Genomic DNA, 13,917 nt, shown 5'->3' on the forward strand with positions numbered 1-13,917 from the left:
AGTGCCCCCCCAGGAGCCCCCGCGCCGCCGCGTCCCCGGCCCCGCGCGTCCCCGGCCCGCCTCCGCCGGAGCCCGCCCGTCCCGGCCCGCCCCGCGCCCGGCGGCGAGGCGCCCCGCGCCCCGGCCGCCGGCCCGCCGACCGCGCACCATCCGGCTCGGCAGCCCCCGGCCCCGGCTGCGCCTGGTCTCCCTGGGGCTGACCCTGGTCATGCTGGCCTTCGTGGTGCGGCTGCTCCAGGTCCAGGCCGTCGACGCCAGCGCGTACGCGGCCAAGGCCGACAAGTACCGCTTCCAGGAGTACACGCTCTCCGCCGAGCGGGGTGAGATCACCGACCGCAACGGCATCGCGCTCGCCGCCAGCGTCGACGCGTACGACATCACCGCCGACCCCAAGCTCTTCACCCCCGAGGAGTCCAAGGTCCCCGACGCGCCCGAGCAGGCGGCCGCCCTCCTCGCCCCCCTCCTCGGCAAGGAGCCCGCGGAGCTCGCGAAGAAGCTCCGTACCCCCAAGTCCCGCTACACCCTCCTGGCCCGAAAGCAGACCCCGCAGGTCTGGAACCAGATCAAGGACCTCAGGAAGGTCTACGGACAGAAGGCCCAGACCTCCGAGGGCGGCAACGGCGTCAACCTGCTCGGCGGCATCCTCAGCGAGCCCAGCACCAAGCGCGTGTACCCGAACGGCGAACTCGCCGCCGGGATACTGGGGTACGTCAACGCCGAGGGCAAGGGCGCCGGCGGCGTGGAGTCCATGCTCGACCCGGAGCTCGCCGGCAAGGACGGCAAGATCCGCTTCACCCAGTCCGGCGGCCGCCAGGTGCCCACCGCGGGCTCCCAGGGCACCCCCGCCGTCCCCGGCTCCGACATCGAGCTGACCATCGACCGGGACATCCAGTGGGCCGCCCAGCAGGCCATCACCGAGCAGGTGAGGAAGTCCAAGGCCGACCGGGGCTACGTGATCGTGCAGAACACGAAGACCGGCGAGGTCCTCGCCATGGCCAACGCCCCCGGCTTCGACCCCAACGACCTCTCCGCCGCCAACGCCGCCTCCATGGGCAACGCGGCCCTCCAGGACGCCTACGAGCCCGGCTCCACCAGCAAGGTCATGTCCATGGCCGCCGTCCTGGAGGAGGGCAAGGCGGCCCCCGACACCCACGTCACCGTCCCCAACCGGCTCCACCGCGGCGACCGGCTCTTCAAGGACGACATCGACCACCCGACCTGGTACCTGACCCTCAACGGCGTCCTCGCCAAGTCCAGCAACATCGGCACCATCCTCGCCACCGGCCAGCTCGGCGCCACCCAGGCCGAGTCCAACCGGGTCCTCCACACCTACCTGCGCAAGTTCGGCATCGGCGGCCCCACCGGCCTGGACTACCCGGGCGAGACCGCCGGCATCCTCGCCGGGCCCCAGGACTGGTCGACCTCGCAGCAGTACACGATCCCCTTCGGCCAGGGCCTCTCCGTCAACGCCATGCAGGCCGCCTCCGTCTACTCGACCATCGCCAACGGCGGCGTACGCGTGCAGCCGACCCTGGTCCGCGGCACCAAGGGACCCGACGGCCGCTTCACCCCGGCCGCCGAGCCCAAGGAGTCCCGGGTCGTCAGCGAGACGACCGCCAAGACCCTCGCCCGGATGCTGGAGTCCGTCGTCGACGACAGGGAGGGCACCGGCAACAAGGCCGCCATCCCCGGCTACCGCGTCGCCGGCAAGACCGGCACCGCCAACCGCGTCGACCCCGAACTCGGCCGCTACAAGGGCTACACCGCCTCCTTCGCCGGGTTCGCCCCGGCGGACGACCCGCAGGTCACCGTCTACTGCGCCATCCAGAACCCCACCAAGGGCAGCTACTTCGGCGGCCAGATCTGCGGACCCATCTACAAGAAGGTCATGGAGTTCGCCCTCAAGACCCTCCACGTCGCCCCCACGGGCGGCGAGCCGGCCCGACTGCCGGTCATCTTCGACCCCACCCCGTGACCCTCCGGGAGCACCAGTGACAACGATCACCCCCCACTCCGGGAACCGGAAATCGAACTCCGGCGAGGCCCCGGGCTCTTTTGGCCCCCCACAGGGTGCGCCCGGTACGCTCACCGCCGTGCCACACGCTGATCAGTACCGAACCGCCCCGCCCCGGCCGGAGCAGGCCCGCCCGACACCCCTGGGCGACCTGGCCGCACAGCTGGGGGCCGACACCCCGCAGGCCGCCGAGATCTCGGGCATCACCCACGACTCGCGGGCCGTGCGCCCAGGCGACGTCTACGCGGCCCTGCCCGGCGCGCGCGCCCACGGAGCCGACTTCGTCGCCCAGGCCGCCGGACTCGGCGCCGCCGCGATCCTCACCGACCCGGCGGGCGCCGAGCGCGCCGCCGCGACCGGCCTGCCGGTCCTGGTCGTCGAGAACCCGCGCGGCCGGATGGGCGAACTCGCCGCCGAGATCTACGGCCGTCCCGGCGCCGACCTCCTCCAGATCGGCATCACCGGTACCTCCGGCAAGACCACCACCGCCTACCTCGTCGAAGGCGGACTGCGCGGCTCCGGGCACCACACCGGACTCGTCGGCACCGTCGAGATGCGGATCGGCGACGAACGCATCAAGTCGGAGCGGACCACCCCCGAGGCCACCGACCTCCAGGCGCTCTTCGCCGTCATGCGCGAGCGCGGCGTCGACGCGGTCGCCATGGAGGTCTCCAGCCACGCCCTCGTGCTCGGCCGGGTCGACGGCTGCGTCTTCGACGTCGCCGTCTTCAACAACCTCAGCCCGGAGCACATGGAGTTCCACTCCGACATGGACGACTACTACCGGGCGAAGGCCGGGCTCTTCACGCCCGAGCGCAGCCGCCTGGGCGTGGTCAACCTCGACGACGCGTACGGCCGCAGGCTCGTCGGGGACGCCACCGTCCCGGTCGTCACCTTCTCCGCCGAGGGCCGCGCCGACGCCGACTGGCGCGCCGAGGACCTCGTCCTCGGCTCCCACGACTCGACGTTCACCGCCGTCGGCCCCGCGGGCGAGCGGATCGCCGCCACCGCCCCGCTGCCCGGCCCGTTCAACGTCGCCAACACCCTCGCCGCGATCGCCACCCTCGCCACCGCGGGCATCGACCCGAAGAGCGCCGCCGAGGGCATCGCCGCCGTCCCCGGCGTACCGGGCCGCCTGGAGCGGGTCGAGGCCGGCCAGCCGTACCTCGCCGTCGTCGACTACGCGCACAAGACGGACGCCGTCGAATCGGTCCTGCGCTCCCTGCGCGAGGTCACCGAGGGCAGGCTCCACGTGGTCATCGGCTGCGGCGGCGACCGGGACACCACCAAGCGCGGCCCGATGGGCGCCGCCGCGGCCCGGCTCGCCGACACCGCCGTCCTGACCTCCGACAACCCCCGCTCCGAGGACCCGCTCGCGATCCTCACCGCCATGCTCACGGGCGCCGCCGAGGTGCCCGCTGAAGAACGCGGCGAGGTACTCGTCCTCGCCGACCGCGCCGCGGCCGTCGCCGCCGCCGTGGCCCGCGCCAGGCCGGGCGACACCGTCCTCGTCGCGGGCAAGGGCCACGAGCAGGGCCAGGAGATCGCCGGAGTGGTACGCCCCTTCGACGACCGCCAGGTCCTGCGCGAGGCCATCGCCGACCGCTTGCACACCCAGGCCTCCGCGCCGAGCGGAACCGACAGCCACCCGAACAGTCAGGGATGAAGCAGTGATCGCCCTCTCCCTCGCCGAGATCGCCGAAATCGTCGGCGGGCAGGCGCACGACATACCGGATCCGGCCGCCCGGATCACCGGTCCCGTCGTCATCGACTCCCGCGAGGTGCGGGCCGGCAGCCTCTTCGCGGCCTTCGCCGGTGAGCACGTCGACGGCCACGACTACGCGGAGCGCGCCGTCGCCGCGGGTGCGGTGGCGGTCCTCGCCACCCGCCCCGTCGGCGTTCCCGCCCTCGTCGTCGACGACGTCCAGACCGCGCTCGGTGCCCTCGCCCGCGCGGTCGTCGAACGGCTCGGCACCGATGTCGTCGCCCTCACCGGCTCCGCCGGCAAGACGTCCACGAAGGACCTGATCGCCCAGGTCCTCGACCGGCACGCCCCCACGGTGTGGACCCCGGGCTCCCTCAACAACGAGATCGGCCTGCCGCTCACGGCGCTCCGCGCGAGCGACGAGACCCGGCACCTGGTCCTGGAGATGGGCGCCCGCGGCATCGGCCACATCCGCTACCTGGCGGGCCTCACCCCGCCCCGTATCGGACTCGTCCTCAACGTGGGATCCGCCCACATCGGCGAGTTCGGCGGCCGGGAGCAGATCGCCCAGGCCAAGGGCGAGCTCGTCGAGGCACTGCCGTCGGCCGAGGAGGGCGGAGTGGCGGTCCTCAACGCCGACGACCCGCTCGTCCGCGCGATGGCGAGCCGCACCAAGGCCCGCGTGATCCTCTTCGGCGAAGCGGACGAAGCGGCCGTACGGGCCGAGAACGTCCACCTCACCGAGGGCGGACGGCCCTCTTTCCGTCTTCACACACCCACCGGGTGCAGCGACGTGACCTTGCGCCTGTACGGTGAGCACCACGTGTCGAACGCGCTCGCAGCGGCCGCCGTCGCGCACGAGCTGGGCATGCCTGTCGAAGAGATCGCCACCGCGCTCTCCGAGGCCGGCACCCTGTCGCGCTGGCGCATGGAGGTCACCGAGCGTCCGGACGGCGTGACGATCGTCAACGACGCCTACAACGCGAACCCCGAGTCCATGCGAGCCGCCCTGCGCGCGCTCGCGGCCATGGGCAGGGCCGCACAGGCCCGAGGGGCTCGTACGTGGGCGGTGCTCGGCAAGATGGCCGAGCTCGGTGACGCATCGCTCGTCGAGCACGACGCGGTCGGGCGGCTCGCCGTCCGGCTCAACGTCAGCAAGCTCGTCGCGGTCGGGGACAGGGAAGCGTCCTGGCTGCAACTGGGCGCATATAACGAGGGTTCGTGGGGTGAGGAGTCGGTGCACGTGTCCGACGCGCAGGCGGCTGTCGACCTGTTGCGCAGTGAGCTGCGCCCGGGGGACGTCGTCCTTGTGAAGGCTTCCAGGTCGGTCGGTCTCGAAAGGGTCGCCCTGGCTCTCCTCGACACCGAGGGCGAGGGTGCCGTCCGATGAGGCAGATCCTCTTCGCGGGGGCCATCGGGCTCTTCCTGACCCTGATCGGCACGCCGCTGCTGATCAAGCTCCTCGCCCGCAAGGGATACGGACAGTTCATCCGTGACGACGGCCCGCGCGGCCACGCCGGGAAGAAGGGCACGCCCACCATGGGCGGCATCTCCTTCATCCTGGCCACGCTCATCGCGTACGCCCTGGCCAAGGTCATCACCGGCGAACCCGTCTCGTACTCCGGCCTGCTCGTCCTCTTCCTGATGGCGGGCATGGGACTGGTCGGCTTCCTCGACGACTACATCAAGATCGTCAAGCAGCGGTCGCTCGGTCTGCGGGCCAAGGCGAAGATGGCCGGACAGCTGATCGTGGGCATCGCCTTCGCGGTGCTCGCGCTCCAGTTCTCCGACTCGCGCGGGCTCACCCCGGCCTCCGAGAGGCTCTCCTTCATCACGGACTTCGGCTGGACCATCGGGCCGGTGCTCTTCGTGGTCTGGGCGCTCTTCATGATCCTGGCCATGTCCAACGGCGTGAACCTGACGGACGGTCTGGACGGCCTGGCCACCGGTGCCTCGGTGATGGTCTTCGGCGCGTACACCTTCATCGGGCTCTGGCAGTTCCAGGAGTCCTGTGCGAACGCCATGACCCTGACCAACCCCAACGCCTGCTTCGAGGTCCGCGACCCGCTCGACCTCGCGGTCGTGGCCTCCGCCCTCATGGGAGCCTGCTTCGGCTTCCTGTGGTGGAACACCTCGCCCGCCAAGATCTTCATGGGCGACACCGGCTCGCTCGCCCTCGGCGGCGCCCTCGCCGGTCTCGCCATCTGCTCCCGTACGGAGCTCCTGCTGGCCCTGCTCGGCGGCCTGTTCGTGCTGATCACGATGTCCGTGGTCATCCAGGTCGGCTCGTTCAAGATGACCGGCAAGCGGGTCTTCCGGATGGCGCCCCTCCAGCACCACTTCGAACTCAAGGGGTGGTCCGAGGTCCTTGTCGTCGTCCGGTTCTGGATCATCCAGGGCATGTGCGTGATCGTGGGCCTGGGCCTCTTCTACGCGGGATGGGCAGCGGACAAGTGACGGAACAGCTCGACTGGAACGGCAAGAAGGTCACCGTCGCGGGACTCGGCGTCTCCGGCATCCCGGCCGCCCGCGTCCTGCACGGCCTCGGCGCCCTCGTGACCGTCGTCAACGACGGCGACGACGAGCGCTCCCGGGCGCAGGCCGCCGAGCTTGAGGCCGAGGGGATCACCGTCCGCCTCGGCGACGGGGCCACCCTGCCGTCCGGCACCGAGCTGATCGTCACGACCCCCGGCTGGCGGCCCGACAAGCCGCTCTTCACGGCCGCCGCCGAGGCGGGCGTGGAGATCTGGGGCGACGTCGAACTGGCCTGGCGGCTCAGGGGGCCCGGAGCGGCCCCCTGGCTCGCGGTCACCGGCACCAACGGCAAGACCACGACCGTCCGGATGCTCGCCTCGATCCTGGAGGCGGCCGGACTGCGGACCGCCGCCGTCGGCAACATCGGGGTCTCGCTCCTCGACGCCGTCCTCGGCGAGGAGCGGTACGACGTGCTCGCCGTCGAGCTCTCCAGCTACCAGCTCCACTGGGCGCCCTCCGTCCGCGTCCACTCGGCCGCCGTGCTCAACCTGGCGCCCGACCACCTCGACTGGCACGGCTCCATGGAGGCGTACGCCGCCGACAAGGGCCGGATCTACGAGGGCAACCAGGTCGCCTGCGTCTACAACGTCGCCGACAAGGCGACCGAGGACCTGGTCCGCGAGGCCGACGTCGAGGAGGGCTGCCGGGCCATCGGCTTCACCCTCGGCACCCCCGGCCCGTCCGAACTGGGCGTCGTCGAGGGCATCCTCGTCGACCGGGCCTTCGCCCCGAACCGGCAGAAGAACGCCCAGGAGCTCGCCGAGGTCGCCGACGTGCGGCCCCCGGCCCCGCACAACATCGCCAACGCCCTCGCGGCGGCCGCCCTCGCCCGCGCCTTCGGCGTCGACGCGAAGGCCGTACGGGACGGCCTGAAGGCCTTCCGGCCCGACCCGCACCGCATCGAACTGGTCGAGGAGGTCGGGGGAGTCACGTACGTCGACGACTCCAAGGCCACCAACACCCACGCCGCGGAAGCCTCGTTGGCGGCCTACGACCCGATCGTCTGGATCGCCGGCGGCCTCGCCAAGGGCGCGACCTTCGACGAGCTCGTCCAGAAGTCGGCGAACCGCCTGCGCGGCGCCGTCCTGATCGGCGCCGACCGTGCCCTGATCCGCGAAGCCCTGGCGCGACACGCCCCGGAGGTACCGGTGGTGGACCTCGACCGGACCGACACTGGGGCGATGTCCGAGGCGGTCCGCGAGGCGGCCCTGCTCGCCCGCCCGGGGGACACGGTCCTCCTCGCCCCGGCCTGCGCCTCGATGGACATGTTCACCAACTACAACAAGCGGGGCGAGGCCTTCGCGGACGCGGTCCGCGGCCTCGCCGCCACCGGGGACGCCTGACCCGACCAGTGGGAGGGTCCGGCAGGACCGGGCACGACCGGAGGGGCAGCGACCATGCCGAGCAAGATCGCAGGGACACGCGGGCCCTCCGCCGCACGCGGCGGAGGGCGGGCCCCCGCGACTCCACGGCGGCCGCGCGGCGGAGGCGTACGACGGCTGTACGAGCGGGCACGGAAGGCCTGGGACCGGCCTCTCACGGCCTATTACGTGATCATCGGCGCGGGGATGCTCATCACCGCCCTGGGGCTCGTGATGGTCTACTCCGCCTCGATGATCACGGCGCTCCGCTACGAGCTGGTGCCCTCCTACTTCTTCCGCAAGCAGTTCTTCGCCGCGCTGCTCGGCACCGGACTGCTGCTCGTCGCCTCGCGGATGCCGGTGAAGCTCCACCGGGCCCTCGCCTACCCGATCCTGGTCGGCGCGGTCTTCCTGATGGTGCTCGTGCAGATCCCCGGGATAGGGCATTCCGTCGGCGGCAACCAGAACTGGATCTCGCTGGGCGGCCCGTTCATGCTCCAGCCCAGCGAGTTCGGCAAGCTCGCGCTGATCCTGTGGGGGGCCGACCTGCTCGCCCGCAAGCAGGACATGAAACTGCTCACCCAGTGGAAGCACATGCTGGTGCCGCTGGTCCCGGGCACCTTCATGCTGCTCGGGCTCATCATGCTCGGCGGCGACATGGGCACCGCGATCATCCTCACCGCCATCCTCTTCGGCCTGCTGTGGACCGCCGGAGCGCCCACCCGGCTCTTCGTCGGGGTGCTCGCGGTGGCCGGCGCCCTCGGGGCGCTGCTCATCAAGACGAGCCCGCACCGGATGGACCGCTTCCAGTGCATCGGCGCCTCCGACCCGGGCGGCGAGGGAGCCCCCTGCCTCCAGGCCGCGCACGGAATCTATGCTCTGGCCTCGGGCGGATGGTTCGGATCCGGGCTCGGTGCGAGCGTGGAGAAATGGGGCCAACTCCCCGAAGCCCACACCGACTTCATCTTCGCGGTGACCGGTGAGGAACTGGGTCTCGCGGGGACGCTGTCGGTACTCGCCCTGTTCGCGGCTCTAGGCTATGCGGGTATCCGCGTGGCCGGAGGCACGGAGGACCCCTTCGTGAGGTTCGCCGCGGGAGGTGTGACCACCTGGATCACGGCTCAGGCCGTGGTCAACATCGGTGCGGTGCTCGGTCTGCTGCCGATCGCCGGTGTCCCCCTCCCGTTGTTCTCCTACGGTGGGTCGGCCCTGCTGCCGACCATGTTCGCCGTCGGGCTCCTCATCGCCTTCGCGCGACAGGAACCCGCCGCGAAAGCGGCCCTGGCCATGCGCCGCCCCGGCTGGGGCAAGCGGGCCGGGGTGAGATGGAAGTCGATGCGACGGCGCGTCAAGAAGCGCCCGTCCGGAGAGCGGTGAATTTCGGTGCATGTCGTACTCGCCGGCGGGGGGACCGCCGGCCACATCGAGCCCGCGCTGGCCCTCGCGGACGCCCTGCGCAGGCAGGACCCCAGCGTGGGGATCACGGCGCTCGGCACGGAGAAGGGTCTGGAGACCCGGCTCGTGCCCGAGCGGGGCTACGAGTTGGCCCTCATCCCCGCCGTACCGCTGCCCCGCAAGCCCACCCCCGAGCTGATCACCGTCCCCGGACGGCTGCGCGGCACCATCAAGGCCGCCGAGCAGATCCTGGAGCGCACCAAGGCGGACTGCGTGGTGGGCTTCGGCGGCTATGTGGCGCTGCCCGGCTATCTCGCGGCCAAGCGCCTCGGGGTGCCGATCGTTGTCCACGAGGCCAACGCCCGGCCCGGTCTGGCCAACAAGATCGGTTCGCGGTACGCCGCCGGGGTCGCCGTCGCCACCCCCGACAGCAAGCTCCGCAACGCCCGCTACATCGGCATCCCGCTGCGGCACACCATCGCGACCCTCGACCGGGCCCGGGTCCGCCCCGAGGCGCGCGCCGCGTTCGGTCTCGACCCGAACCTGCCGACCCTCCTGGTCTCCGGCGGCTCGCAGGGCGCCCGGCGGCTCAACGAGGTGGTCCAGCAGATCGCCCCGGTGCTCCAGCGCTCCGGCATCCAGATCCTGCACGCGGTCGGCCCGAAGAACGAAATGCCGCGCGTCGACAACATGCCCGGAATGCCGCCCTACGTGCCGGTACCGTACGTGGACCGGATGGATCTCGCGTACGCCGCGGCCGACATGATGCTCTGCCGCGCGGGCGCGATGACCGTCGCCGAGCTCTCCGCCGTCGGGCTGCCCGCCGCCTACGTCCCGCTGCCCATCGGCAACGGCGAACAGCGGCTCAACGCCCAGCCGGTGGTCAAGGCCGGCGGCGGACTCCTCGTCGACGACGCGGAGCTGACGCCGCAGTGGGTGCAGGGCAACGTCCTGCCCGTACTGGCCGATCCGCACCGGTTGTACGAGATGTCCCGGGCGGCCGCCGAGTTCGGCCGCCGGGACGCCGACGACCTGCTCGTCGGCATGGTGTACGAGGCGATCGCCGCCCGCCGACAGGCGTAGCGCGGCGGCTGAGGGCAGGAGGCGCCAGGTGGCAGCGGGACCGACGACCGCCGAGAAGAACGGCGCGAACACGTCGAAGGGGTCGTCGGGGGGTCCGTCCCGCGAGGGCGCCCGGAACCGGACGTTCCGGGCGCCCCGCACCCGGGTGCTCCTCCTCGCCCTCGGCGTCCTCCTGCTCGTGGCCGGCGGGTTCTGGGCGCTCTACGGCTCCGCCTGGTTCCGTGTGGAACGTGTGAAGACTTCCGGCACCGCGGTCCTGACCCCGCGTGAGGTCGAGGCCGTCGCCGCCGTCCCCGTCGGGGCCCCGCTCGTCACCGTCGACACCGACGGCATCGAGGCCCGGCTCCGGCAGAGGCTGCCGCGCATCGAGTCGGTGGACGTCGTGCGATCCTGGCCGCACGGAATCGGGCTGAAAGTGACGGAACGGAAGCCCGTTCTCCTCCTGGAAAAGGGCGGAAAGTTCATCGAAGTGGACGCGACCGGTGTGCGGTTCGCCACCGTCGACACCGCCCCCCGCGGCATTCCCCGGCTCGTCCTCGACAGCGCCTCCTCCCCGAGCCTGCGCCGCTTCGACGCGGACCGGCTGCTCCGGGAGGCTGTCCGCGTCCGGAGTGAACTCCCGGCGGAAATCGTCCGGGACACTCGTGTCGTACGCGTCACCTCGTACGACTCCGTCACTCTGGAGCTGATCAGGGGGCGCACCGTCTTCTGGGGCAGCGGCGAACACGGTCCGGTCAAGGCCCGTGTCCTCACCGCGCTCCTGAAGGCCACTCCCAAAGCGGGGCACTTCGATGTAAGTGCACCCACCGCGCCCGCCTCGTCCGGGAGTTGACGGGTATCACCCCTGGCCAGCACCCTGGTTGGCCAGCGCTACGGGTGATCACATAGGGTGAAAAGAAAAACGGGAGGTTCGGCGTGTTCGTTGAACGTGCGCCACTTGTCGACTTAGTGTCCTGTTCGGAAGAGTCCAGCGAACAGAGACACTGGTAACCCTAAACTTCAACGTTAGGGTTTGGGTCGGCGTTTCGGACCGTCCCAATCGGCATCCGTCGGAGCGGCGCGACCAACCGCGCAGCGACGACACGTAACTCGAGGCGAGAGGCCTTCGACGTGGCAGCACCGCAGAACTACCTCGCAGTCATCAAGGTCATCGGTGTCGGCGGCGGTGGTGTCAATGCCATCAACCGAATGATCGAGGTCGGTCTCAAGGGCGTCGAGTTCATCGCGATCAACACCGACGCGCAAGCGCTGTTGATGAGCGACGCCGACGTCAAACTCGACGTCGGCCGTGAACTCACCCGCGGCCTCGGGGCCGGGGCCAACCCGGCCGTCGGTCGCAAGGCGGCAGAGGACCACCGTGAGGAGATCGAGGAGGTCCTCAAGGGGGCCGACATGGTCTTCGTCACCGCCGGCGAAGGCGGCGGCACCGGCACCGGCGGCGCACCCGTCGTCGCCAACATCGCACGCTCGCTCGGCGCCCTCACGATCGGTGTGGTCACCCGGCCGTTCACCTTCGAAGGACGCCGTCGCGCCAACCAGGCGGAGGACGGCATCGCCGAACTCCGCGAAGAGGTCGACACCCTCATCGTCATCCCCAACGACCGACTCCTGTCGATCTCGGACCGCCAGGTCTCCGTGCTCGACGCCTTCAAGTCGGCCGACCAGGTGCTGCTGAGCGGTGTCCAGGGCATCACCGACCTCATCACCACCCCGGGCCTGATCAACCTCGACTTCGCCGACGTCAAGTCGGTCATGTCCGAGGCCGGTTCGGCGCTCATGGGCATCGGCTCCGCCCGCGGCGACGACCGCGCGGTGGCGGCGGCGGAGATGGCGATCTCCTCGCCGCTCCTGGAGGCCTCCATCGACGGCGCCCGCGGCGTGCTGCTCTCCATCTCCGGCGGCAGCGACCTCGGTCTCTTCGAGATCAACGAGGCCGCGCAGCTGGTCAGCGAGGCGGCCCACCCCGAGGCCAACATCATCTTCGGCGCCGTCATCGACGACGCCCTGGGCGACGAGGTCCGGGTCACCGTCATCGCGGCCGGCTTCGACGGCGGCCAGCCGCCGGCCCGCCGGGACAACATCATCGGCTCGGTCTCGGCCAAGCGTGAGGAGCCGGCCCCGGCACCCCGCCACGTCGAGAACTCCCGCCCGCTGGGCGGCCTCGGCACGGTCGCCCCGCGCGAGGAGCCGGTCCAGGCCCCGGCCGAGCCCGCCCCGGCGGTCAACGAGACGCCGCTGTCGCCCGCCCCTCCGGTGGTCCCGCCGGCCCGTCCGTACGCGGACAGCCAGGCCGAAGAGCTGGACGTCCCGGACTTCCTGAAGTGATAGGACAGCGCTTCGACGCGAACGGCGCGCACTTCGCCTTCACCGACCGGTGGGGCGGGGTGAGCGCCGTTCCGTACGAGGAGCTCAACCTCGGCGGCGCGGTGGGGGACGACCCCGAAGCCGTACGGACCAACCGGGCCCGCGCCGCCGGAGCCCTCGGGCTCGACCCGGCGCGGGTGGTCTGGATGAACCAGGTGCACGGCGCGGACGTCGCGGAGGTCGACGGGCCCTGGCCCGCCGACGAGATCCCCTCGGTGGACGCGCTCGTCACCTCCCGTCCGGGACTCGGCCTCGCGGTCCTCACCGCGGACTGCGTCCCGGTCCTCCTCGCCGACCCCGTCGCGAGAGTCGCGGCCGCCGCCCACGCCGGGCGTCCCGGGATGGTGGCGGGAGTCGTTCCCGCCGCGGTCGCGGCCATGATCGAACTCGGCGCCGACCCCGCCCGTATCGTCGCCCGCACCGGCCCCGCCGTCTGCGGGCGCTGCTACGAGGTGCCGGAGGCCATGCGGGCCGAGGTCGCCGAGACCGAACCCGCCGCCTGGGCCGAGACGAGCTGGGGCACCCCGGCCGTCGACGTCACCGCCGGAGTGCACGCCCAGCTCGAACGGCTCGGCGTCACCGACCGGTGGGCCGACCCGGTCTGCACCCGGGAATCCGGTGACCACTACTCGTACCGCCGCGATCGCACCACGGGGCGACTCGCGGGATATGTCTGGTTGGACTGAGAAGAGACATGACGGACCGCACGTCGGAACTCGCCGAGAATCTGGCCCGGGTGGAGGAGCGCATCGCCGCCGCCTGTGCCGCGGCCGGGCGCGCGCGGGAAGAGGTGACGCTCATCGTGGTCACCAAGACCTACCCCGCGAGCGACGTGAGAATCCTGCACGGACTCGGGGTGCGGCACGTCGCCGAGAACCGGGACCAGGACGCCGCACCGAAGGCGGCGGCCTGCGCCGACCTTGATCTGACCTGGCACTTCGTGGGTCAGTTGCAGACCAACAAGGTCAGATCCGTGGTGGGTTATGCCGATCTGGTGCAGTCTGTCGACCGCTTGAAGCTCGTTTCCTCCCTCTCCGCGGCCGCGGAGAGGGAGGGGCGCGAGATCGGCTGCCTCCTGCAGGTCGCCCTCGACGCCGAGTCCGGCGAGCGGGGCGAGCGCGGCGGTGTCGCGCCCGACGGGATCGAGGAGTTGGCGGCCGGTGTGGACGCCGCCCCCGGAGTGCGGCTCGACGGACTGATGACCGTCGCCCCGCTCGCCGGTCCGTACGCGGGACGGCAACGCGCCGCCTTCGACCGGCTGATGGATTTGTCGACTGCCCTGCGCGCGACCCGTCCGGCTGCGAACATGGTGTCAGCAGGGATGAGTGCGGACCTCGAGGAGGCCGTCGCTGCCGGGGCGACACACGTACGCGTCGGTACGGCGGTACTCGGAGTCCGCCCGAAGCTCGGGTAACGTCGCGAAGCAAGTCGGACCACAGCAGAAAATATGGTCATTCCGC

The 13,917-nt window shown here is 71.5% G+C and carries 11 protein-coding genes; all 11 read left to right on the forward strand.

The annotated features are described in order from the left end of the window. Window position 1: 1 nt before the first annotated feature. The 11 genes from ACRRSS_RS08355 to ACRRSS_RS08405 all read left to right on the forward strand — a co-directional run bounded on the left by ACRRSS_RS08355 (window position 2) and on the right by ACRRSS_RS08405 (window position 13,871). A complete protein-coding gene (locus ACRRSS_RS08355; protein WP_435970589.1) occupies window positions 2-1,975 on the forward strand; it encodes a peptidoglycan D,D-transpeptidase FtsI family protein in 1,974 nt (657 codons plus the stop codon). Window positions 1,976-1,991: 16 nt separating this feature from the next. Next, a complete protein-coding gene (locus tag ACRRSS_RS08360; protein WP_435970590.1) occupies window positions 1,992-3,680 on the forward strand; it encodes a UDP-N-acetylmuramoyl-L-alanyl-D-glutamate--2,6-diaminopimelate ligase in 1,689 nt (562 codons plus the stop codon). Window positions 3,681-3,684: 4 nt separating this feature from the next. Beyond that, the gene (locus ACRRSS_RS08365) at window positions 3,685-5,109 is read left to right on the forward strand and encodes a UDP-N-acetylmuramoyl-tripeptide--D-alanyl-D-alanine ligase (protein WP_435970591.1); all 1,425 of its coding nucleotides are present in this window, start codon (window positions 3,685-3,687) and stop codon (window positions 5,107-5,109) included. Continuing rightward, window positions 5,106-6,176 carry a phospho-N-acetylmuramoyl-pentapeptide-transferase gene (gene mraY / locus ACRRSS_RS08370; RefSeq protein ID WP_351905472.1) on the forward strand — a complete coding sequence of 357 codons (1,071 nt, stop codon included), beginning with the start codon at window positions 5,106-5,108 and terminating at the stop codon, window positions 6,174-6,176. Before ACRRSS_RS08365 ends, mraY begins: the two co-directional genes overlap by 4 nt. Further along, window positions 6,158-7,597, forward strand: a complete 1,440-nt coding sequence (gene murD, locus ACRRSS_RS08375; RefSeq protein WP_435970592.1) for a UDP-N-acetylmuramoyl-L-alanine--D-glutamate ligase — start codon at window positions 6,158-6,160, stop codon at window positions 7,595-7,597. The genes mraY and murD overlap by 19 nt, the downstream gene beginning before the upstream one ends. 54 nt (window positions 7,598-7,651) lie before the next feature. Beyond that, the gene (gene ftsW / locus ACRRSS_RS08380; protein WP_435970593.1) at window positions 7,652-8,992 is read left to right on the forward strand and encodes a putative lipid II flippase FtsW; all 1,341 of its coding nucleotides are present in this window, start codon (window positions 7,652-7,654) and stop codon (window positions 8,990-8,992) included. 6 nt (window positions 8,993-8,998) lie between these two features. Next, window positions 8,999-10,093, forward strand: a complete 1,095-nt coding sequence (gene murG / locus ACRRSS_RS08385) for an undecaprenyldiphospho-muramoylpentapeptide beta-N-acetylglucosaminyltransferase (RefSeq protein ID WP_024757246.1) — start codon at window positions 8,999-9,001, stop codon at window positions 10,091-10,093. Between the two features lie 28 nt (window positions 10,094-10,121). Then, on the forward strand, window positions 10,122-10,925 hold the full coding sequence (locus tag ACRRSS_RS08390) for a cell division protein FtsQ/DivIB (protein ID WP_435970594.1): 804 nt from the start codon (window positions 10,122-10,124) through the stop codon (window positions 10,923-10,925). A gap of 278 nt (window positions 10,926-11,203) precedes the next feature. Further along, window positions 11,204-12,418 (forward strand): cell division protein FtsZ, encoded by a 1,215-nt coding sequence (gene ftsZ / locus ACRRSS_RS08395; protein WP_435970595.1) that lies wholly within the window; start codon window positions 11,204-11,206, stop codon window positions 12,416-12,418. After that, on the forward strand, window positions 12,415-13,143 hold the full coding sequence (pgeF, locus tag ACRRSS_RS08400; RefSeq protein WP_435970596.1) for a peptidoglycan editing factor PgeF: 729 nt from the start codon (window positions 12,415-12,417) through the stop codon (window positions 13,141-13,143). The genes ftsZ and pgeF overlap by 4 nt, the downstream gene beginning before the upstream one ends. Window positions 13,144-13,151: 8 nt before the next feature. Further along, a complete protein-coding gene (locus tag ACRRSS_RS08405; RefSeq protein WP_435970597.1) occupies window positions 13,152-13,871 on the forward strand; it encodes a YggS family pyridoxal phosphate-dependent enzyme in 720 nt (239 codons plus the stop codon). Window positions 13,872-13,917 lie beyond the last annotated feature (46 nt).

This window comes from Streptomyces sp. Qhu_M48, assembly GCF_051305195.1.
Classification (GTDB): Bacteria; Actinomycetota; Actinomycetes; order Streptomycetales; family Streptomycetaceae; genus Streptomyces.

Coding starts and splice junctions, on each gene's coding strand:
- mraY (WP_351905472.1), top strand. CDS start 5,106: ATGAGGCAGATCCTCTTCGCGGGGGCCATCGGGCTCTTCCTGACCCTG.
- murD (WP_435970592.1), top strand. CDS start 6,158: ATGGGCAGCGGACAAGTGACGGAACAGCTCGACTGGAACGGCAAGAAG.
- ftsW (WP_435970593.1), top strand. CDS start 7,652: ATGCCGAGCAAGATCGCAGGGACACGCGGGCCCTCCGCCGCACGCGGC.
- ACRRSS_RS08405 (WP_435970597.1), top strand. CDS start 13,152: ATGACGGACCGCACGTCGGAACTCGCCGAGAATCTGGCCCGGGTGGAG.